This is a genomic window from Tunturiibacter gelidiferens, assembly GCF_013410115.1.
Classification (GTDB): domain Bacteria; phylum Acidobacteriota; class Terriglobia; order Terriglobales; family Acidobacteriaceae; genus Edaphobacter; species Edaphobacter gelidiferens.
In genome coordinates this window covers 1,189,966-1,212,366 of sequence record NZ_JACCCV010000001.1, presented here as the reverse complement: position 1 = coordinate 1,212,366, position 22,401 = coordinate 1,189,966, and the positions used below count along the sequence as shown (strand labels likewise).

Genomic DNA, 22,401 nt, shown 5'->3' with positions numbered 1-22,401 from the left:
ACAAGCTCCTACGTTTGGGTGGCAGAGTCGGAGATGGCGGCCGCTTTATCGAGGAAGTTCTCCGGCCGCAATCGGACCTGTTGACCGGCTTGCAAATGAATTTGAGTGATTCGGTCGCGATAGCGGACGGGGACTGACCCGCTTCGTCTCGCGCCGATCGTAGCTGAGCTAAGTTTGCCGTCGCGCCATTTCACAGCAACCACATAACCACCTCGTGCGCAGAGACCACGAAAGGCTCCATTTCTCCACGGTGTTGGCAGCGCAGGTAGTAACTCGATCTCGCCATCTTGAGACTGTAGCAGCATCTCGGCAATCCCGGCGCTTCCAGCAGTGTTACCGTCGATAGCGAAGATATTCGAATCAGCTCCGGCCACACCCGCGCTGGAGTATGTCATTAAGTTGTCGTCCGCTGCTTTCGCGATGAGACTTACGAGATGCCGGTGAGCCTCTTCGCCCTTTAGCAATCGTGCGTAGTAGACCACCAGGTTCGCTCGGCCCCACTCACTCTGTTCCCAGTGCGGCGCGCTCATGCGACGCTGGATCGTGACTTCGGATGCACTGGCCAGTGCAGGAGTGGTGCGCGGCGAGATCTGATGCAAGGGATAAAGCGACGTGAGATGCGAGGTGTGACGATGGTTCGGTTCGGCGTCCTCGAAATCTTCCATCCACTCCTGCAACTGTCCGTGCCGGCCGATCTGTAGCGGGGGCAGCTTCGCACGGGCTGCCTCCACCCGCGAGCGCAGGTCGGCGTCGGTCGATAACGTAGCGCAGGCCTCCACGACCATGCTGAATAAGGCGTGAACGAATACGCGGTCGATTGTATTACCCATCGACTCCGAGGCGTGTTGCCCGGGCGGAGTGATGTACCAGTTTTCCGGTGAGTCGGACGGTCCAGTCACAAGCCAGCCATGTTTCGGCTCCTCCACCATGTACGCAAGGAAGAACTCGGCGGCTTCACGGAGTACCGGATACGCCCGGTCTCGAAGAAATTCTGTGTCGCGCGTGAACTCATAGTGCTGCCACATCTGCGTGGCAATCCAAAGGCCGGCTGTCACGACGATGCCCCACCCTATGCCGCCCGGTGCGGTGTAGCCCCACGGGTTGGTGACCGTATGCGCGACCCAGCCGGGTGAGCCGTACATCTCCCTTGCAGTCGCCTTACCTGCGGAGGCAAGACCTTCAATGAGCCCGAATAGCGGAGCATGACACTCCGAAAGATTGCAGACCTCTGTCGGCCAGTAGTTCTGTTGGGTGTTGATGTCCAGATGGAAATCGTCGGTCCACCCCATGCTGCTGGCTAGCCCATCGTTCCAGATCCCCTGCAATGCAAGTGGAAGAACAGAGTCCGCGCGGGAACCCGCAATCGTGAGATAGCGGCCGTACTGAAAGAAGAGAGTAACAAGCTCGGGATCGTCGCCACCGTCCTCAAGAGCCCTGCGGCGTGCGTCTGTTGGCTGAAGCCGCGTGCTCTCGGAGCTGGAGCCAAGGTCCAGCGACGTGCGGCGATACAGGGGCTGATAGTCCTCGAGGTGCGCCTGGCGAAGTTTTGCGAACGACTTGCCTGAGGCTCTTCGCAAAGCCTCTCGCGATGTCTTCTCTCGGTTGTCTCCGCGAAAGCTCGTGCCGGTGGCCAGCAGAATCGTTACAGCATCCGCGCTGGAGACAGTGATGCCCTGAGCCGTCGCGGACGTCGCACCTCCCCGGGCAATCACCTGCGCTCGAATCTGGATTGCCACCCCGTCATGACCGCTGCTGTGCTTATGTTCGAAGCAGCTTCCGTTGAGTACTAATGTGTCCTGCCCCTCTGTGCTTGTCGTATTTGGGATCTCGTCCTTACTGAAGGTCATGCGAAAGGAGATCGCACTTCGCTGGTTAGCGGTCAGCTGTACCGCGATTACACCGTCAGCATGCGTTGCGAAGATTTCGCGCACGAATTGAACGCCGCCGCATTGGAACCGAACCGCAGCGATAGCGTCGTCCAGGCTGAGGGATCGTCTGTACTCCACCGGCTGGTCAACGTGCTCGAATGCAAGTTGTAGATCCGGCAGCGGCAGGTTGGTACCGAAGTTCTTCATGCGGCCGGGAAGGTACTTGCTGCATAGCGTTTGCGCTTCGTCGTACTTGCCTGCAAAGAAGAGCTCACGTATCTCGCGCAGGTGTGGGAGCGCTTCCGGGTTGACCTCACCTTTTGCGGGGGCGCCGGACCACGCTGTCGAATCCGACAACGCGATCCTCTCGTTCTGGATGCCGCCGAAGACCATACCCCCGAGGCGGCCGTTGCCAACAGGCAGCGCCTCGAGCCAGCGCTTTGCCGGCTGTTTGTACCAGAGTTCTTCGGCGATTGCCGTCGAGCCCTTCTCCGAAAGACCGGCGGACGCGTGCTGCAGGGCAACCAGCGCCAGACTACCTTGCATGAAGCTGCGTCTGTCGATACTCAACCGCCTCTCCTCATCTGTTCGACTCTACTCCATCCCAAAGAGGACGATGCCTCCGACCGTCCGAGGGCCCCCTCCCCGGTCAGAAAACACTCGACTCCGTAAGAACATAGGGACTTGGAGGGCCGTAAAGAGTACCGCCCTCCAAGCGAGCTAGAACGCGTACTTCAGCGAGAGCTGAAGGAACCGAGCATCAGGTGTGTTGTTCTGGAAAAACTTCGTTCCCGTGATCTGGCCAGCTTGCGGTCCGATACCGGTATTCGCAGGATTTCCATTCGTTGGGTGGTTGAGCAGATTGAAGGCGTCGGCGCGGAATTGCAGCGATTGTTCGCGGAAAGTGGGGAAAGTCTTGAACAATGACATGTCCACGCGCGAATAGCCGGGGCCGTAAATCTGGTTTGAGCGACCGCCAAGAAACGCGACAGCGGACGCGTAATCCGTGACGACAGTTGAACCCGTAATAAGGTTTCCCGGCAAAGGATTTATGAAGGCACAGGGGTTATACCAGTTCGTCCGTGTCTTTACCTTTGTAGGACAAGAAGTCAAGCTGGGATTATTAGCCGTGTCTGGAGTCCCGCCCGACTTGAACGGATCACCAACGAGGAGGGCACGCGCGGTTCCACCATTCGCAGTAGAGATGCTCGGCGACACTGTGAAAGGAGTGCCAGTTTGCACCGCAAAGACCACGCTTGTGGACCAGCCGCCAACGGTATATTCCGCGAGACGGGAGTTGTTCAGGAACGCGCGGCCCTTCCCGAACGGCAGTAGATAATTTCCGTTCAGCGTGAAGCGGTGACGAATGTCGTAAGGCGAGTTCGTCCATTCCTGGCCATACGGAATCAGCGCCATGTTGCGGTCACCGACTGCTGTCGAAAGTCCGCCCGCGTCGCTTGTGTCATCGAGCGCGTGCGCATAGGTGTACGTCGCAAGGAAGGTCAAGCCGTGCGACGTACGCTTTTCCAGCTTGGCTTGGAGTGAGTTGTAGTTGCTATCGCCGCCGAAGTGGATTGTTCCAATGCCACTGAGGTCGGGAAATGGTTGGTACTGCTGCGTCGATACGCCGGGAGCAAAAAGACCGCGTATTGTGTTGGGATCGTAGTAGGTCGAGAGGTGTCTGGATGAGTTGGCGACGTAACTGACGGTCGCGGCCAGGTTCGGGGTGATGGACCGCTCCACCGTGAGGCTGTAGTTGATGGTGTAGGGTGTCTTGATGTTCGGATCAATGCCGTGCAAGCCGGGAAAGGATACGAAGTTCTGCAGTCCAACCCCGGTGGCTGCAACCAGACCATTCTCCAGCGAGATGCCCTGCGACAACAGCGATGGACAGCTCCCTGAAGCGCAGTCCGGCGTTGGGAGATTGGCTCCGTTTGCCCAGGGGAAGTTCGTTCCCAGATTGGTGTTGCCCTGGCTCTGCAGGCCACCGTAGAAGAGTCCGAAGCCGGCGCGGACGACGGTCTTCTCATCAGTTCGGAACGAAGCACCCAGGCGCGGCGCGAAGTTAAAGCTCTGCCCCGTCGCCAGCCGATCATTGTCGTTGTACTGCAGTGAGACGTGGTCCTTGGCCAGCACGGCGAGGAACGGCGCGCCGAGATCCTGATTGCGTGACCGGCTGGGAAGCTCATAGATGCCCGTTCCAGTACCGATGCCCAGATTGCCTGTCGAGATGAAGTTCGCCTGATTGCCGGCGTTCTCCTTATATGGCTCATAGTGGTCATAACGGACGCCAATATTGAGCGTCAGCCGTGGCGTGACCTTCCAGTCATCCTGCAAATAAGCTGCGTTGTACCACTGCGAATCATTAATCGGCGGGCTGTTCGCAATGGCGGCGGAGTTCATTTGCCCAAGCAGAAAGTCCGCCGGACCTGCGCCTGTTGTGATGGAACTTCCCACCTTACCCGTGTACTGGCCGTTGAAATAGTACTGGCCAATCGGGTTCGGGGCGTAGCGATCGAAGACGCGAATCGATTGAAATGATACGCCCGCCTTGAGGGAATGGTTGCCAATCGTGCGCGTGACGTTGTCCAGGATTTGATAGACGTTCTGGGCCTCGTCCTGTGTGCCAACCGAACCCCACTGGTTGATCTGGATCGGACCATATCCGAAGTAGCCCAGTGGAATGCCACCCAGTCCGGGACCGTTGTTGGGAATGCCACCCAGTCCAAGCGATGCCGCCAGGGAGTAGTCATTGGCGTTGGGTTGGTGATATTGCGAGACGATCCAGTTGTAGCCAAAGCGGAACTCATTGACGAGGTTCGAGGTGAAGGCATGCGATTCGCTGAGCATGAAGTTCTCAGCCAGATTCGTATCGTTCGCACCGCCAAAGCCGCCGCCATCCAGCACCGGACCAAGCGGCAGGCCGTTCGTCTTGATCTCGTGCGCGTAGCTGAAACGCACGTAGGCCTGGTCCTTCGCGCTTATATTCCAGTCCAGTCGCTGATCCCACTGTACCGTGTTATCCGTCCGAGCGAGGTTCACGCGGTAGTTGTTGTAAGTCAGTCCCGATACGCCGAGGTTCGGCTGTGGGTACATGTTGATGATTTTCTGCGCAACGGGATCGATCTGGTTCTGGCAAATCACATTGTTAACACCGTTACAGGAAAGCGTGGTCGCGCCGCCCGAGTTCGGCGCATAGAGCTGAACCGGCACACCCTGGTTGTTGAGATTGGTGTTCAGCAGTTCAGAGAAGTTGCCGGTGCGCATCAGCGCTGTCGGAACCGTGGTCGTGGTGGGTAAGGCTACCGAGATTCGGTTGGCCTCGACGTCGCCGAAGTAGAACAGGTGGTTTTTCCAGAAGGGCAGGCCGATCGTACCGCCGAATTGGTTCTGGTGATAAGGCGAAATGGTGCTTGCGTCCCAGTCCTTCGAATCAAGGTTGGTATTGCGGAGATACTCCCAGAGATCGCCGTGAATGGCATTCGTTCCAGACTTTATGCTGGCGTTCATCACCGCGCCGGCGGAGTGACCAAACTCGGCGCTGAAGTTGCTTGTCTGGATGCTGAACTCGGCGAGCGCATCCGGGGGCGGACGCATTACGAAGCTCGAACCGTTGAGGAAGTCGATCAGATTGGTGTTATTGTCGACACCATCCAGGACAAAGTTGTTTTGCTCGGCGCGCTGACCATTCGCAACGAAGTCGCCCGTACCGCTGCCGCGGGTGCCTCCGAACGGAGGTGCGACGCCAGCCGTCAACTGCGCGATGTAGACCCAGTTGCGACCGTTCAGCGGCGTGTTGTTGATCGTCTCTGTGCTGATGACCTGTCCTACCGCAGCTTCCTGAGTCTCCAGCAGAGGGGCACCAGTGGTCACCGTGACCGTCTCGCTTGTAGCGCCCGGCTGTAGCTTCAGGTCGATGTTAAGGCGCTGCTGAATATCGACGTGCAGGTTCTGCTGCTTCGTGGTCGAAAACCCGGGTGCGGAGGCACTCAGTGTGTAGTCGCCGATCTTGATTGGAGAAAAGACGTAGACACCGCTCTCATTGGCCTGGCGTTGCAGCACTAATCCTGTTTCCGGGCTCGTAAGCGTAACTTTCGCATTTGGGATCGCCGCACCCGAAGAGTCCTGCACGACACCTGTGATAGCTCCCTGATCCACCTGGGCATGTGCTGAACCGCATAGGGATAGAAGAAGGAGCAGCCAGAACATCGGCCACGACTTCCCTATCACCAGAAGACGTTTTTCAAATCTTAGAGCCACGTTTTCGCCTCGCATGTATATTTGCCTCCAACCTGCGCCGTAGATTTGCTACCTCGGCGCTTTGCTTCTGACTTCCGCAATTCCTGAGACCTCTGCCACTGAGGCGTTGAATAAATCTCGAGTGGTTCGAATTGCCTGAGTGGTCCCGAGTTGATGTTTCGCATACAAAAATGAATCCGGTTACATTTCGATGAGAAAAGTACAGAAGCCGTATCTCGTTTGTCAATGAAAAATTAAAAGCACAGGTGAAAAATGACTAGCTCCTCGCTGCACACATGCTCAACCCCGCCTCTACAGGCTTCTGCTATCCTTCGCCGGAAGCAGGATTGACGCTTGAGGTTGGAAGCAATGCTGAGATCAGCGTGCGGCCCATGGATCATGGGCCGCGTCAATACTTCAGTTTATAGGTGCGGCCAATATACGAAAAGCTAGAACCATCCTCGAACTTCTATTGCCCGGATATCTCGCAGCCTCGCTCCTGATCGGATGGGCAGCGAGGCGCAGATTTCGGGGAGCAAACTCATACCTCAACGCGACCCGATCCCTGCCTTCGGGTGTTGTCGTGCTCTCTTATGTCGCCGCTAACTGTGGAGCATTCGAGGTTATAGCGCTAAGCGCGGTAGCAGCCCAGTATGGGGTAGTGGCGTTTCACTTCTATCTGATTGGTGCTATCCCTGCACTCCTGTTTTCGGCACTTCGATTTCTGCCACTCTACCGTACCCTTTCGATCCGGAGCGTGCCGCAGTTCCTGGAAATTCGCTACGGACCCCAAATGCGTCTCCTGAATGCTTGCGTGGTCGCCTGTTCCCTCCTGCTGCTGGGCGGGGTGTCGCTTTTCGCTGTAGCCCAGTTTCTCGAGGTGGCAGTCGGATGGAGCTTCATCACTGGAGGCGTCGCCACTGCGATTGTCGTGCTGGTTTATATCCTTTTAGGCGGACTCCGCGCGACTATCTACAACGAAATGCTACAGCTCACCGTCGTGCTTCTCGGACTCCTGCCTATCGGCTTTCTAAGTATTCGGTACCTGCTGGTTACAACCAGAACGGACCAAGTCTCGCTGGGCCACCTGTGGGTGGGTATGCCGACCGCGTCTGTGTCCAGTCCATTTGATGTTCTTGGGCTAACCGTGGGCTTAGGATTCGTACTCGGGTTCGGATACTGGTGTACCGATTTCGTGCTGATGCAACGCGCCTTCACTGCCCGCACGGAGTTAGCAGCGCAACAGGTGCCTCTGTGGAGCGGATTGGCGAAGCTCTTCTTTGCCCTGCTCATCGTTTGCCCGGGATTGGTCGCAGCACGCCTCTTCACTCAATTGGGCACCACCGCACGATACGAGCAGGCTATCCCGTTGCTAATGCAAAGGGCATACGGCCCAGTCATGCTGAGCGTCGGATATACCGCACTCGCCGCCAGCCTTCTGTCAGGGGTCGCTGCCAACGTCGCGGCATTCGCTTCAGTATGGACAGAGGACATCTATCGTACGCAGCTATGTCCCGGCCGTCGCGAAGAGCACTACCTGATCGTTGGCCGTTGTGCGGTTGTTTTTGCCGCCACTCTCGCAGTTCTCGATTCCTCCATCACGTTCTACTTCAGCAACATGATGGAGCATGTGCAGCTGATCTTTACTATCTTCGGCACACCGTTCTGGGCGATCTTTCTGGTCGGGATACTCTCTCCGCGCATCACAACGCGGGGCGCTTTTGCTGGCTTCCTTGCTGGAATGTGCGCCTCGATCTTGCACCTGACACTCTCTATCTCAGGCTATCTGCGCTATGGATCGATGATGAGCGCCAGCTTTCATTCAACCATATACGCCTTCTTTGTAACCTGCCTTGTGGCCGTGGGCGTCAGCATCTTCGGGCGGTCAGATTACGAATCCGGAACAGGGCCAACGCGGTGGTCACAGTTGAAATCAACTCACCGGGTGTATAGGTCGACGTGGGTACTCGCGATGATACTCATTGCTCTCTTGCTTAGCCTTAACTGGCTGCTCCGATAAAGACGTTGAGCATGCAATGTGGGATTTAAAGAGCGGTGCGGGTTGGTTTTGGACTTGTTCAAGCGATGACCTTCGTCGTCTCTTCGGAGTTTCAATTCACGGGCAGTCTCCCGCCGATAGCATGAGTAATCTCCAGGCAGGCCTGCTTCAGGATCTTACTTCCTTCGGCAAGACCTATCTTGGACTCGTTGTATTGAATGTAAGGAACCGTCAGAGCTCCGATGGCCGAGGCACGCTCATCAAAGATTGGACAGCTGATGTTGACAACACCACGGACCAAATAGCTCGGTTGTGTCTCATGCCCCTGCCGCCGAATGCGGGACAGGTGTTTCTTTAGATCTTCGGGAACCTTTTTACCCGTGGTGCTCTTCCATTCGGTCAGAGTGCGCTCAAGCTCTTCGTCTCCAAGGTGGGCAAGAATTACGTAACCAGACGCTGCTTCCATCAGGTCCACCGTCGAGCCGAGTTTGACGTAAAACCCCACCGGCGTCGGCGCATTCACCTGCGCAAGAATCGTAACCTGAGCACCTTCAATGATGCCTATGTGGCACGATTGATCCATTTGTTGCGTGACACGATGGATCACTGGCAGAGCTTCGGTGATTAGCCTCTCCGTCGGCGGATGCTCCTGTACCAGCGAGAAAAGCTTCAACGTCAGCGCGTAGCGATCGCCGTCGGTCTGTGCAATGTATCCTCGCTTTTCCAGACACACCAGCATGCGGAATATCTCAGACACTGTGCGATTAAGATGGCGTGAGATGTCGCTTTTGCTCAGGGCACCCGGATGGTGAGCGAGCAGTTCAATGACATCCAGCCCCTTTTCCAGAGCTGGCGTAGCATAAGTATTCTTGGCCGGTTTAGAAGCGGTCTTCACGGTTTTTCTGGATGCCATATTGAAGGGTCGAGAGGCGAACTCAGAATAGCAGATGCCTTTGCAGCCTACCGCCGAACAGCCTGACGTGCCGCCATCACTTTGCCGAGTGGCCAGCCTCCTCCGATGACCAATAGATTCCATGAGGAAACGCATACGTCTGGAGCGACTCCGGCTTGATCTCAATGCTGTAGCCTGGCACCTCCGGCAAATAATATCGTCCACTCCTTACATCGACCGGGGTCACGAAGTGTTCGTGCAGATGGTCGACAAACTCAATGACCCGGTCCTCCATCGTTTCTGAAACGTACAGAAAATCAAACGCCGAGAGATGCTGCACATACTCGCAAAGCCCAACGCCTCCGGCATGTGGACAGACCGGAACGCCGAACTTCTTGGCCATCAGAATGATTGCCAGGTTCTCATTCACGCCCGCCACGCGACAGCTGTCGATCTGACATACGTCAATCGCTTCTGCCTGCATCAACTGTTTGAACATCACCTTGTTGTGGCAATGCTCGCCAGTCGCAATGCGTGTGGGCTTTGTCTCGCGGCGAATCCGTGCGTGCCCAAGAATGTCGTCAGGGCTAGTTGGTTCCTCCATCCACCACGGTTGGAGCTCCTGCAAAGCGCGAATGCGTGTGATGGACTCTTCTACTCCCCACTTCTGATTGGCATCGAGCATCAAGCGGTTTTGCCAACCGATCGCCTCTCGTACTATGCGGCCACGGCGAAGATCGTCTTCAGGATCTCCTCCGACTTTCAGTTTGAAGTAGGTCCATCCGTCAGCCAGTGCTTCTTGCGCAAGTCGACAAATCCTCTCATCACTAAACCCGAACCAGCCCACAGAGGTCGTATAGGCCTGATAGCCTTGCGTGCGGAGCAGCTTCAAACGATCAGGCATCGTCTGCTTCGCCGCGCGAAGAATCTCGAGTGCCTCATCTGGCGAAAGAGCATCATCGATATAACGGAAGTCAATGGCAGATACGATCTGCTCTGGCGTCATATCTGCGAGCAATAACCAAAGCGGTTTCTCTTCCACCTTGGCGTAAAGATCCCACACCGCATTGATCACGGCAGCAGCAGCCAGATGAATAACACCCTTCTCTGGTCCAAGCCAACGGAACTGGCTATCTTCGAGCAGTTGACGGGAAAACGCCGCGAAGTTCTCCGTAATCTCGCTCAAACGACGTCCAACGACAAAGCGCGAAAGATATTCGATCGCTGTAACGCACAGTTCCGTTCCTCGGCCAAGCGTGAACGTGAGACCATGTCCACAAAGACCGCTGTCCGTCTCCAGAATGCAATAAGCAGCGGAGTAGTCTGGATCTTTATTGACCGCGTCAGAGCCGATGCTGTACTTCGAAGTAGGAAAGCGAAGATCAATTGTGTGGACCTGAGTAAAACGAGGATCGCTGACGTTCATGCTGCTGTCCACCCTCCATCGATTGCAACGACGGCACCGTTGATAAACCCGGCTTCTTCCGAACAGAGATAGCGCACAAGGGACGCCACATCCTCAGGAGTGCCTAGGCGGCCGATCGGTTGACGAGACACGAGTTGCTCACGAACCTTCTCTTTTTCGTGTGCGTGATACTTCTCCAGATAGCCTTCGACGAATGGTGTTTGCACAGTTCCCGGAGCAACAGCATTCACCCGCAACTCCTTCGGGTAATCCACTGCAAGCTGTCGCGTCATTGCCAGCACCGCTCCCTTGCTCGCGCAGTACGCAAAACGCTGCTTTACCCCAACCATTCCAGCGACCGAACCGATATTCACAATGCTTCCATGAGCTTGCAGAATTAGAGGCAACATCGCCTGCGTCACCAGAAAAATGGAGTAGACATTTACCTTCATCAATCGGTCAAAATCCTCGTAGCTCACCTCTGCGACAGTTCCTACATTCCCGATGCCTGCGTTGTTCACCAGAATGTCGAGCCTCGGCAAACTAGCAGCAGCGGCTTTCACGCTGGCCTCATCGGTGACATCGATGTGCAGTGCTGTTCCCTGCTTCAGCTGGTCAGCAAGCGACTTAGCCGCCTCGAAGTTGAGATCTGCAACCACCACTTCTGCGCCTGCACGGTCCAGTTCGCGGCAGGTCGCGGCTCCAATGCCGCTTGCTCCGCCAGTCACCAACGCTGATTTTTTATTCAGCCCAAATGCGTCTGCCACGTTGTCTCCTCCACGTGTGGTGATGGATTAAGCCTCGGCTCGCGTCCTGTTACGAAGCTCGCCCAGCCCTGCAATCGTAATTACGATCTCTTCGTTATCGCGCAGCCAGCGCTGCGGAGTGCGTCCGAGACCCACTCCCTGCGGAGTTCCTGTGCTGATAATGTCGCCAGCTTCGAGTGGAGTGAGCGAAGAGATGTGTTCAATGAGCTGAGGAATACGGAAGATCAGGTTCTTCGTATTGGAGTTCTGTAGCACCTCCCCGTCAATCGCAAGCTGTATATCGAGCGCATGAGGATCGGCAATCTCATCGCGTGTAATCACTGCAGGTCCTAACGGAGTGAAGGTAGGAAAGCTTTTCCCCAGCGTCCACTGCGAGGTCGCAAGCTGCACGTCGCGCGCGCTGACATCATTCACAATCGTGTAGCCGAAGACATGTTTTTCCCAGTCACGCGCAGCAATGCGATATCCGGGCTTGCCGATTACTACAGCAAGCTCTGCTTCATAATCAGGCTGCGCAGAGTTCTTCGGCAGGATCACCTCGGTATCCGGTCCTGTCACCGATGACGAGAGCTTCATAAAGACCGTCGGGACCACCTGTACCGTCATCTTCGATTCAGCGGCGTGCTCCTGATAGTTTAGACCAACAGCAAAGATGCGCGGCGGCCGTTGGATAGGAGCTAACAGATGGATCTCTTCAAGTGCATATGACGCGTTGCTACTCGTGGCGCCGCGGATAGCCTTGAGTGCATCTGCATCGCCCTCAATCAACTCCAGCGTGCTGCGAAAGCCATATTCTGTGATGTCGTACACCTTTTTTGACTCAAGCACGCCGGGCCGAGGCATACTGTTTCCTTGCGCAAACGTTACTACTTTCATGAGCTCCTCTGATTCAATTCGACTCCTGACGTCAGATCATCATTACTGTTCGCAGGATAAGGGCTTTTCAAACTACAGCGTTCTCGTTATATACAGCAGAGACCAGAATACGCAATATTATATGCGGAAAATTGTTTTTACTAGTAAATGATATTCTGGCCTGCGCCTGAGTTCGTCCAGAGATCGAGGCGCTGAAACTTGGCACCTTAACGGAGTCATCACTTTGCGTATCGATAGTCATCACCATCTCTGGAGATACGACCCGGCTGAGTACGACTGGATCTCGGATGAGATGTCAGACCTCCGCCGCGACTTTCTGAATTCGGAGCTTCGCTCGCAGCTTATCGAGGCAAAAGTGGATGGAAGCGTCGCGGTCCAGGCACGCCAAAGCCTCGAAGAGACGCAATGGCTCCTCGAAATGGCGCAGGAGGCCCCTATCCTCGGTGTTATCGGATGGGCGCCGATCGCGGCAAAAGACTTCCCTTCGATTCTTGACGATCTGAGGCAGAATCCTCTACTGAAGGGCTTGCGCCACGTCGTTCAGGCCGAACCTTCTCAGTTTCTAACAAGCGTTGACTTCCAGAGAGGAATTCATCAGCTCGCAGGGACCGACCTTGTCTACGATCTTCTGGTTTATGCTCATCAGCTTCCCGAGGGCATTGCGTTCGTCGATCAGTTTCCTGCTCATAGCTTCGTTCTCGACCACATGGGCAAACCTGCCATTGCGCGGCATGAAATAGATCTCTGGAGTCGCAATGTCCGCGAACTGGCCCAACGACCAAACGTCACCTGCAAGGTATCTGGACTCGTCACAGAGGCGAACCCAGCGACGTGGACCCCGGAGTTGCTACGGCCTTATTTCGATGTGGTGCTTGAGAGCTTTGGCCCAGAGCGTCTGATGATTGGAACAGATTGGCCTGTCTGCACCGTCGGTAGCAGCTACTCGGAATGGTGGCATATTGTCGAAGGGTGGACAGCATCGCTCTCCCCTTCCGAGCAGGCCTCCATTCTCGGTGAAACAGCAACCCGTGTCTATCGACTTTCCGGAGCAAGCGCCTGATGCATCCTTCTCTCCCTTTACGGACCGCAGAGACCAGCGAGATCTCGTCCTTTCTTCCAAAAGGCCTCATGCGCCCCTTTGTTTTGGCTACCGGCCTGTTCTTTCTCTGGGGTGTCCCCAACAATCTGAATGACGTTCTGATTCGCCAGTTTATGAAGTCGTTCGCCATAAGCCGATTCCAAGCTGGGTTGGTGCAATCCGCTTTCTATCTTGGCTACTTTCTTCTTGCCCTGCCTGCTGGATTGCTCATCAAACGATACGGTTACAAATCGGGTTTTATCACTGGCCTCCTATGTTTCGGTCTGGGTTGTATGCTCTTCTGGCCTGCGGCCATGACCAGCAGCTATGCCTTCTTTCTCAGCGCACTCTTCATCGTGGCAAGTGGCCTCGCCTTTCTGGAGACTGCAGCCAATCCCTTCATCGCGCAGCTAGGTCCAGCCACCAGCGCAGAGCGCCGACTGAATTTTTCACAGGCTTTCAATCCTATTGGTGCAATCAGCGGCGTCCTTATCGGGACACGTTTCATCTTTTCCGGGATCGAGTTGACACCAGCGCAAAAAGCATCCATGCTCAGCAGCGGCACATACGTTGCCTATCTCCATCACGAAACCCAGCGAGTCGTCACTCCATACTTAGTGCTTGGTGTCATCGCTCTGGCCTGGGCAACTCTGATTGCTGTCACCCATTTTCCGCGCATCCCACGAGTAATTGAAGCCGCCGCTCCGTCATCCGGTTCGTGGAAACGACTGTTTCGTCATCGTCTGCTGATGTACGCCATCGTCGCGCAGTTTTTCTACGTGGGCGCGCAAGTTGGTACATGGAGCTACTTCATCCCATACGCCCAGGAGTACACCCACGTCTCAGAGCGCACCGCCGGACTTCTGTTGACTGGAACCCTTGTAGCCTTCGGCATCGGCAGGTTCGGCTCGGCGTATATCATGCAATGGCTAGCTCCCGCAAAGCTTATGACGGCCTATGCCATCCTGAACGTTTTGCTATTGGCTATTGGGATCTTGGCCTCCGGCTGGTATGGCCTGTTCGCGATTCTTATGACCAGCTTCTTTATGTCGATCATGTATCCCACCATCTTTGCCATTGGCATTCGCGGTATGGGAGAAGAGACAAATCTCGCCGGATCACTGATCGTCATGGCCATCCTCGGTGGCGCTATCTTGACCCCCGTTATGGGACTCATCTCCGAATATTCCCGCAGCATGGCTGCTGCATATCTCGTCCCCGCCGTCTGCTACCTCGTAGTTGCGGCGTTCTCATCACAGACCCCCGCCGTGGAGACTACAGCATGATCCAGGACTCAGTCCTTTCCGCGATTAAGGCGCACGCTTCGCCGCCAATGCCCAAACACAGCCGCCCTATCGTTATCATCGGGGCGGGAGGCATCGTTCGGTCCGCACATCTGCCTGCGTACCAAAAAGGCAAGTTCTCGGTCATAGGTTTGATGGATCAGAGTCTTGAACGAGCAGAGTTACTGGCTAAGAGTCACGCCATCGCTCGCACCTTTGACAATATCGACAGTGTCGTGCAGTTCGCGCCCGATGATGTCGTCTACGACATCGCCGTACCTGCTTCGCAACTATCGCATATCCTTCCTCACATTCCTGATGGGTCCGCTGTCCTGATGCAGAAGCCTATGGGAGAGACACTCGAAGAAGCACGCATCATTCGCGATCTTTGCCGGACCAAGGGACTCACGGCCTCAGTCAACTTCTCCCTGCGTTATTCCCCTAACAATCTGGCTATCTCAGCCCTGGCAAGGGCAGGTTTGCTGGGAGATCTCCATGATCTTCAGGTTCAAACCACTACCTATACCCCCTGGGATCTCTGGACCTTCCTCGCCACCGCCCCAAGAGTTGAGATTATGTATCACAGCATCCACTACTTCGACCTGATTCGTTCCTGGCTCGGAAACCCAAATAGCGTCTACGCTAAAACCGTAAACGACCCTCACACGGCTAACTTGGCCGCAACCAAGACCATCGCAATCCTGGACTACGGCGGCAACATGCGGGTTTTCGTTGCAAGTAATCATCACCACAACTTTGGCCAGAAGCATCAGCACAGCTTCGTCCAGTGGGAAGGTACTCGTGGTGCGGCTCGCATCAGCATGGGCTTGAATCTGGACTACCCAATGGGGGTTCCCGACACAGCCGAGTTTGCCGAGCGGGGATGCACTGAGGACTGCTGGCAGGCACTTCCAGTTGCCGGAGCTAACATTCCCGACGGCTTTATCGGGACGATGGGTGCCCTTCAGGCCTTCGTCGAAGGCTCAACATCCAGCCTCCCAACCCACTACGAAGACGCCTTTCAAACCATGGCGCTGGTGGAAGCGCTCTACCGCTCCAGCGAGCAAAGCGGAGAGGTTCTGCAGCTTGGTGACTGACACTGTCTCCAAGTGCAGCCAATGAAAAGAGCTCAATTAGAGGAACGAGTCGCTTTTATGGCCTGCGAACCCCAAAAAAGACTCATGTCATCCTGGACATACTCAGTAAACATCTGATTATTAGCTACTTAAACGATCCAGAGCCACTTTCATTTTCGAACCAAATGCGTATGCGTCTAACCGAGGGCCATTTTCCTCCGTCTGGTGCATGAAAAAGTCGGGCGCGGGCGGCAAGTTTCCTTTCCACTGCGCCTTAGGCGCCATATAAAAAGTAGACATCCCAGGCATCATCATTCCATCCCAATACTTGCTTGTACTGTTGACCCAGCAAATCATTGCCATCCCAATATTGATGTGCCCACGGGGCGGCGACTCGGGTACCTTATCTTTTCCGACCGGAGCCGGAGCGAGCTGCTCGCTATCAAATCATGTTCGGCAAAACGCATTTCTTCTTGCCGCGCGCAATGGACTGGTCCCAAACACTGCGCATATCCTGCTTCATTTGGCGACCGCCGCCACCTTGATCGTTCTTCTCATGAAGTCAGGACGGCAAATCAGTTCACGATCGAAGCTCTCGATTGGTCGGGATTTGGTTCGATCCCGATCCGATCACTGACCGCCGATCGAATCCGCTGCTTGCAGCTGAGGTATCGGTCAGTTGTCTGAACCGAGACATGTCCCAGCAGGAACTGGAGCCGGCACTTCCGGTTGGCGACTCGCTCCAGGAACCATGACGACTACGAGCAGCGTCTAATCAAGGGCTTAGGTTTAGAACATCTTGCTCTTGGGCTCTTTTTTTGATGGTCATGTGAGTTCACAACTTTTTGCAATTTGTTGCGCCCTTGTGACATATCGCCGAGTTTTCTTGCTTATTCTTCAATCCGATGGAGATGGGGCGTTTCTCAGAGCGCACGGGCGCCTCTCCGAAAGAGTAGATATGGTGAAGTTCCAAGTTCGCCGATGGTCCGATCGCCCCCGCATGTTGGTGTTCATGCTGGGAGTTATGTTGCCCGCGGCCGCGCTCATCGCGGTCGGTGTGTGGCACCTGAGGACCATCCAGCGTGAAAAATCGATCGAGGCTGTCTTTCAACGGGAGTATCAACAGGTCTTAGCTATCGCTGAAAAGCGGATTGACGCGCGCGCTTACGAGATCACGGAAGAAGCAAGAGCAAAATTTCCCGCTGCGAACCATGACGACGAACTCGAGGCTTTCCTGGTGTCACACAGAGACATTGCGCATGCATTTCTGTGGTCCGGGAAAGGCCACCTTGAGATTCGATCTCAGCCCGATCGAATGAGTGATCCTGAGTTTGTTGAAGACGGCAAGAAGCTCTCATCCATGGTTGGGCATTGGTTTGATATGGAGTCCAACGACTGGATCGGCAAGCTAAAGAAGATCGAGGCGACAGAAGGACGACACGTCTATCTCACCAGCAATTGGTTAGCCAGGGGCGACAAGATGCAGTATCAGTCTCTGGTGGTATTCATGCCTCGCGGTTCGACTACGGAGCATCCAGCTCTGGCAGGGTTTGTCTACGATACCGACTATCTAAGTAACAAGTTTTTTCCGCAAGCTCTCAACGAAGTGCTGCCAAATCAAAACGAAAACGATACATCCCATCAACCTGTGATGATGGTGCGGACCGCGAAGGACCGCGAGCCGATGGCTTCGTCGCTCTGTTGGGATGGAGGTTCGCCTGAAGTGGAGCGCGGTTTTGACGGTGTGTTCCCCGGACTGATTTTGGGAATTAAGCTGCGCGGGACCACGATTGCTAACATCAGCAGCCACTTTATTCGGACGGCCTTTCTTATTCTCGGAGCGCTTTCCCTGCTGATGGGCGGAGGAATGCTGCTCGCCTATCGAAATGTCTCGCGCGAACTTGCACTTGCGAAGTTGAAGTCTGATTTTGTCTCGAACGTCTCGCACGAGCTGCGAACTCCTCTGGCGCTCATCCGCCTTTACGCAGAGACGCTCGAACTGGGCCGCATCTCCAACCCCGAAAAGCGTCAGGAATATTACGAGATCATTCGCAAAGAAAGTGAGCGGTTAACTTCGCTGATCAACAATATTCTGGACTTCTCGCGTATCGAGTCTGGCAAGAAAGAGTACGACTTCCGCGAAACGGATGTGGCTGATCTGGTAAGGGGCACGCTGGAGTCATATCGTTTTGAAATCGAACAAAACGGTTTCCAGTTCGAACAGAAGATCGATAACGATCTACCGCAAGTGAGTGTGGATCGCGAGGCGATTGCGCGTTCGCTGCTGAATCTGGTGAACAATGCCGTGAAGTACTCGGCGACGGAGAAATACCTTGGGGTAAACCTCTACCGGCACAATGGCGACGTCAACCTTGAGGTTGTCGACCATGGAATCGGCATTCCCGCGAAGGAGCAGCCCAAAATCTTTGAGAAGTTCTATCGAGTGGGCGATCCAATGATGCACAACACCAAGGGAAGCGGACTGGGGCTGTCTCTGGTACGCCATATCGTGCAGGCACATGGCGGTGAAGTTGCAGTTGAGAGCGAACCCGGTCGAGGCAGCAAGTTCACTATTACTCTGCCAGTGCAGACTTCAGAGGTCCAGCAGGCGAAAGGGATGCCGGCATGAGACAGAAAGAGAAAACGAAAGTAACAGAAGCACCGAAGCCAGCGAGAATTCTTGTCGTGGAGGACGAGCCCAATATGGTGGCTGGACTTCGAGACAACTTCGAGTTTGAAGGGTATGAAGTAATTACAGCGGGCGATGGGATCGAAGGCCTTCGGAGAGCGCTAGAAGAGTCTCCCGACCTTGTGGTCCTGGATGTCATGATGCCCCGCATGAGCGGACTGGAAGTATGCAAACAGCTACGCGCTCAACGTGGTTCGATCCCGATCATCATGCTGACTGCCCGCGGCCAGGAATTAGACAAAGTGGTGGGCCTTGAACTTGGCGCGGACGACTATGTGACCAAGCCGTTCTCAATCCGCGAGTTGTTGGCGCGAGTGAAGGCCGTGCTGCGACGCACGGCTGTGGTTCCCAAACATCAGGATCAACACTCGTTCGGTAACGTGGAAGTCGATCTGCGGCGTCAACGAGTGCTCAGGTCAGGCAAGGCTCTCGAGGTTTCCTCCAAAGAGTTCGAGCTGTTGAAGTACTTCATCTGTCATTCGGGCGAAACGCTCAGTCGCGATCGTCTTCTGGAAGAGGTTTGGGGGTACGAGAATTTCCCAACTACCCGGACGGTGGATACGCACCTGGTACGTCTGCGCCAAAAACTTGAACCCGATCCCGAACAACCACAGTACTTTCTCACGGTGCATGGAACAGGGTACCGGTTCGTCGGCTAAAGCAACGATCAGAACCTAAGAGGCATGGATTATGAACGACGGTAGAGTACTACCTAAAAGTGAAGGCAAGTTCCGGACTAACGGCGGGCACCAAAGTTACAGCATGCCCCAATCCTCGATGGTGGCGTCGATGCCGCCACTACTATCGAGTGTGCCACTAGCGGACGAGAGGGACTCGCTTCTGCGAGAGAAACTTGATCTCCATTTACAACTGTTCGAGGCCGCACAGATCCAACGCAAACTAAGCGGCCCGCGCGAGTTGCGCCACAGCTGTTTACAGTTCGCAAGCGAGGTCTTCGCGGCGCGCTTTCTCGCCGGGGATTTCACGTCGTTCTTGCAAAGCGGGTCCAAGGTTCTTGTAGCGCACGGAGACATCGCCGGTAAAGGCGTTGCGGCTGGAATGTGGTTCACCAATCTGGCGGGGCTTTTGCAAAGTTACGACCGTCCACATTCTGACCCCGCAAAGATCGCCTCGGAGATAAATCGCCACCTCTGCTATCTGCGGCCGGTTGCACCGTTCGCCACGGCATTTCTCGCGCGGGTTGACTGCAATCTTGGAGAACTGACCTACTGCAATGCCGGCCATTTTCCGCCGATATTGCTTCGCGCGGATGGACGGACTGAGCTGCTCGAGAGAGGTGGTCCGCTGTTAGGTGCTATCGACGGTGCGAAGTTCGAGTTGGGCAAACTGATTCTCGAACCCGGAGACACGCTTGTCGCATACTCCGATGGTGTACTTGAATGCCGTAACACTGCAGACGAAGAATTCGGACTGGATCGGATCGTAGCGGCATTACGAGGCGCCAAATCGCCGTTCGCTCAAGCCACGCTCATGATGCTCCTTGCCACCTTACAAGACTTCGCGAACGGTAGTCCGCTTTGCGACGATGTCAGTTTGACAGTGATTCAACGCGACGCGACATGCCGCCCCCGACGGCACTTGCCGGATGATTCGTATTGCTCAACCCACACCTTATGAGATATCTCAGTGCGCTACTTTCGATCGCCTATTTTCAGCAGATTGCAGCATCCCAACTCTTGCCAGGTTCGGTGCTTGAGCCGGAAATGTGTGTCAATTGGCGACAACACGGCGAGTGCACTTAGTGAGAAGTTCTGTCATTCCTTTACACTGAGTTCCGGGCGGTTGGTCGGCAACCCTTCCTTTACGCGCCCGAACGGCCAACGACGGGTAAGGTGCGGGTTGCCAGTAATCCGCCCAGAACCCAGAAAGTCTTGTGTCCGGACTGTTCGGTGAGCGAGTTGACGATTTGTCAATCCCATGCTCGGACGCACGGCTAATCGTTCTACGGAGTATTAGACCGCTTTCGATCAGTTGCACACATCAGAGTAATCCCTCGTCTCAGATCCAATCCATACTTATCTGCGAGGTGCTCCTGGCGTTCACCGCATATTGCGTGGCCCATCTCATGGGTGACCGCATAATCGAGGATACTTCCCGGTGGCAGTCCAAATCTGCGAGCCAACATTTCCTGTCGAGAATCCACGGTTTCAAAGAGTTCCTCTTCCAACACGGTGACGCGAGCGCTGAGTTCGCTGAACGCGGGCGATTCAGGGTCCCCGCCCAATTCCTTTATCGTCTGCCTCCAGCGTGCTGAACCTGCGAGCACGAATGTCCACTGGCCCATTCTTTCAGTTGGATATCTTTCGAGAACCTTTGCCAGCAACGCGGCGCTCGTAAGACATTGTGATGGGTCGTAGTCAGTTGTGCAGGAGAAAGAGATAGCGTGCGAGAGAGAGGCAGGACGGTTTGCGAGTTCTATCGGCAGAATTCTAATGGAGGTCCTTTGCGCATTGAGTGCGGACACCCAGAGAAAGATGACAGCAGTGAAGATTTCATGGCGGATACCTCATCGGTTCCGCCTACGCTGCTCCCTTCGACCTGCTACCTCAATGCAAGGCAGGTCGAAATGTGTGTCTCAAGAAGATCACCCACTAAAATTTGATTTATTACTGAGATAGCGGGGATAGTGAGGCATCGAGCCGCGTTCACAATGTCCTACGATGATGATCTGTGAACATAGCTTTTCGGGTCTTGAGCGAACCCGTTCTAGCCCACTACCCCCTGGTTCGCTCGACCTCAAAACAAAATAGTTTTACATCATCGATTTCGTCGAGCAAAATCAATGGTGCTCCTAGAGTGCCCGGCCTTTTTTGTACCAGTTCTCATGAGAGAGACTGTACAAAAAGGAGCGGAACATGGCGAAGGGAAAGAAGCATACGCCTGAGCAGATCGTGAGTTTGCTGCGGCAAATCGAAGTTGCGGTAGCGAACGGCAAGACGACTCCGGTAGCGTGCCGGGAAAACGGGATCACTGAGCAGACGTACTATCGATGGCGGAAAGAGTACGGTGGCTTGCAGGTGGACCAGGCGCGGCGGCTGAAGGAACTGGAGCAGGAGAACGCGAAGCTGAAGCGTTTGGTGTCGGAGTTGAGCCTAGAGAAATTGGTGTTGAAGGACATCGCCTCGGGAAACTTCTAAGCCCTGAACGACGGCGTTGTGCGGTAGATCATGCTCAGGAACAAGGCATGAGTGAACGGCGGGCGTGCCGGTTGGTGAACCAGCCACGTGGCACGCAACGCTATCAGCTGACACGATCAGCTGACACGGCGCGAAGACGAAGATGCACTCACCGAGGCCATCGTGGAGCTGGCCAGCCAGTATGGACGCTACGGCTACCGCCGCGTAACGGCGCTGCTGAAGCGGGACGGCTGGCAAGTTGGCAAGGATCGGGTGGAGCGCATCTGGCGTCGCGAAGGGCTGAAAGTTCCACAGAAACAGAAGCCGCGCAGGCGGCTGTGGTTCAACGACGGATCGTGTGTACGGCTGCGGCCGGAGCACGTCAACCGTATGGTCTTACGACTTCGTGAGCACGAGGACGCACGACGGAAGGACGGTGCGGATGTTGAATCTTATCGATGAGCACAGCCGAGAGTGCCTGATGATCCGGTCGGAACGAAGGTGGAGTTCGGCGAAGGTCATCGAGGCGCTGGCCGACGTGATGGTGATGAAGGGTGTGCCCGAACATCTTCGCTCCGACAACGGCCCTGAGTTCGTCGCCAAGGGTCTGCGGAAATGGCTCGCCGGTGCAGGAGCGAAGACGGCTTATATCGAACCAGGAAGCCCATGGGAGAACGGCTACTGCGAGAGCTTCAACTCAAAGCTGCGGGACGAGTTCCTGAACGGCGAACTCTTCTACTCGATGAAGGAAATCAGGGTGCTGGCGGAACGGTGGCGAGTTCACTACAACACCGTCCGGCCACACTCCTCGCTGGGTTATAGACCACCAGCGCCAGAGGCATGGGTGGCAAAGAGCTTGGGGTGTGGAGAAGTGGAAACCGCTCCGCGCTTCCCACTTCTCCACAACCCCGACTGCGACTATCTATCGATAAAGATAGCTGCGCTACACTAACAACCGAACTGGTACAAAAGATCGGGCAGACCACCTACGCTTTAGCCAAATACAACACAGCCGTGACGATAATGAGGAGCACATAGAAGCAAACAACAGTGGGAATCATCAGGAGAGCCTTCATGATTTGAGGTATGACG

At 55.2% G+C, this 22,401-nt stretch carries 13 protein-coding genes and 1 pseudogene; 8 read left to right on the top strand and 6 right to left on the bottom strand.

Annotated elements, in window-relative coordinates; translation table 11 throughout:
* Positions 1-8: 8 nt before the first annotated feature.
* Positions 9-2,438, bottom strand: coding sequence for a glycoside hydrolase family 95 protein (locus HDF12_RS05155; protein ID WP_257025356.1), 2,430 nt, complete (start codon positions 2,436-2,438; stop codon positions 9-11).
* A gap of 150 nt (positions 2,439-2,588) precedes the next feature.
* Complete coding sequence (locus HDF12_RS05150) at positions 2,589-6,128, bottom strand: TonB-dependent receptor (protein ID WP_373563844.1); 3,540 nt, start codon at positions 6,126-6,128, stop codon at positions 2,589-2,591.
* A 451-nt stretch (positions 6,129-6,579) separates the two neighbouring features.
* On the opposite strand from HDF12_RS05150, the gene HDF12_RS05145 reads away from it, so the two are divergent.
* Positions 6,580-8,127, top strand: coding sequence for a sodium:solute symporter family transporter (locus tag HDF12_RS05145; RefSeq protein WP_179581524.1), 1,548 nt, complete (start codon positions 6,580-6,582; stop codon positions 8,125-8,127).
* Between the two features lie 91 nt (positions 8,128-8,218).
* Here HDF12_RS05145 and HDF12_RS05140 read toward each other — a convergent pair whose 3' ends face one another.
* The 4 genes from HDF12_RS05140 to HDF12_RS05125 all read right to left on the bottom strand — a co-directional run bounded on the left by HDF12_RS05140 (position 8,219) and on the right by HDF12_RS05125 (position 12,046).
* Positions 8,219-9,019 (bottom strand): IclR family transcriptional regulator, encoded by an 801-nt coding sequence (locus HDF12_RS05140; RefSeq protein ID WP_179581523.1) that lies wholly within the window; start codon positions 9,017-9,019, stop codon positions 8,219-8,221.
* 76 nt (positions 9,020-9,095) lie between these two features.
* Positions 9,096-10,424 carry an enolase C-terminal domain-like protein gene (locus tag HDF12_RS05135; protein ID WP_179581522.1) on the bottom strand — a complete coding sequence of 443 codons (1,329 nt, stop codon included), beginning with the start codon at positions 10,422-10,424 and terminating at the stop codon, positions 9,096-9,098.
* Positions 10,421-11,170 carry an SDR family NAD(P)-dependent oxidoreductase gene (locus tag HDF12_RS05130; RefSeq protein WP_179581521.1) on the bottom strand — a complete coding sequence of 250 codons (750 nt, stop codon included), beginning with the start codon at positions 11,168-11,170 and terminating at the stop codon, positions 10,421-10,423. Before HDF12_RS05130 ends, HDF12_RS05135 begins: the two co-directional genes overlap by 4 nt.
* 27 nt (positions 11,171-11,197) lie before the next feature.
* Complete coding sequence (locus tag HDF12_RS05125; protein ID WP_179581520.1) at positions 11,198-12,046, bottom strand: fumarylacetoacetate hydrolase family protein; 849 nt, start codon at positions 12,044-12,046, stop codon at positions 11,198-11,200.
* A 223-nt stretch (positions 12,047-12,269) separates the two neighbouring features.
* On the opposite strand from HDF12_RS05125, the gene HDF12_RS05120 reads away from it, so the two are divergent.
* From HDF12_RS05120 to HDF12_RS05090, 7 genes and pseudogenes are all read left to right on the top strand, one after another.
* The gene (locus tag HDF12_RS05120; RefSeq protein WP_179581519.1) at positions 12,270-13,106 is read left to right on the top strand and encodes an amidohydrolase family protein; all 837 of its coding nucleotides are present in this window, start codon (positions 12,270-12,272) and stop codon (positions 13,104-13,106) included.
* Positions 13,107-13,174: 68 nt separating this feature from the next.
* Entirely contained in the window at positions 13,175-14,410 is a 1,236-nt protein-coding gene (fucP, locus tag HDF12_RS05115) for an L-fucose:H+ symporter permease (RefSeq protein ID WP_179583362.1), read from the top strand.
* Complete coding sequence (locus HDF12_RS05110) at positions 14,407-15,504, top strand: Gfo/Idh/MocA family protein (protein ID WP_179581518.1); 1,098 nt, start codon at positions 14,407-14,409, stop codon at positions 15,502-15,504. Before fucP ends, HDF12_RS05110 begins: the two co-directional genes overlap by 4 nt.
* Before the next feature lie 937 nt (positions 15,505-16,441).
* Complete coding sequence (locus HDF12_RS05105; protein ID WP_257025355.1) at positions 16,442-18,112, top strand: sensor histidine kinase; 1,671 nt, start codon at positions 16,442-16,444, stop codon at positions 18,110-18,112.
* Complete coding sequence (locus HDF12_RS05100; RefSeq protein WP_179581517.1) at positions 18,109-18,831, top strand: response regulator transcription factor; 723 nt, start codon at positions 18,109-18,111, stop codon at positions 18,829-18,831. Before HDF12_RS05105 ends, HDF12_RS05100 begins: the two co-directional genes overlap by 4 nt.
* Positions 18,832-18,862: 31 nt before the next feature.
* A complete protein-coding gene (locus tag HDF12_RS05095; RefSeq protein ID WP_257025354.1) occupies positions 18,863-19,810 on the top strand; it encodes a PP2C family protein-serine/threonine phosphatase in 948 nt (315 codons plus the stop codon).
* Positions 19,811-21,048: 1,238 nt separating this feature from the next.
* Positions 21,049-22,261: pseudogene (locus HDF12_RS05090) on the top strand (IS3 family transposase).
* Positions 22,262-22,401: the final 140 nt, after the last annotated feature.

Coding starts and splice junctions, on each gene's coding strand:
- HDF12_RS05140 (WP_179581523.1), bottom strand. CDS start 9,019: ATGGCATCCAGAAAAACCGTGAAGACCGCTTCTAAACCGGCCAAGAAT.
- HDF12_RS05095 (WP_257025354.1), top strand. CDS start 18,863: ATGAACGACGGTAGAGTACTACCTAAAAGTGAAGGCAAGTTCCGGACT.
- HDF12_RS05125 (WP_179581520.1), bottom strand. CDS start 12,046: ATGAAAGTAGTAACGTTTGCGCAAGGAAACAGTATGCCTCGGCCCGGC.
- HDF12_RS05135 (WP_179581522.1), bottom strand. CDS start 10,424: ATGAACGTCAGCGATCCTCGTTTTACTCAGGTCCACACAATTGATCTT.
- fucP (WP_179583362.1), top strand. CDS start 13,175: ATGCGCCCCTTTGTTTTGGCTACCGGCCTGTTCTTTCTCTGGGGTGTC.
- HDF12_RS05100 (WP_179581517.1), top strand. CDS start 18,109: ATGAGACAGAAAGAGAAAACGAAAGTAACAGAAGCACCGAAGCCAGCG.
- HDF12_RS05105 (WP_257025355.1), top strand. CDS start 16,442: ATGGTGAAGTTCCAAGTTCGCCGATGGTCCGATCGCCCCCGCATGTTG.
- HDF12_RS05110 (WP_179581518.1), top strand. CDS start 14,407: ATGATCCAGGACTCAGTCCTTTCCGCGATTAAGGCGCACGCTTCGCCG.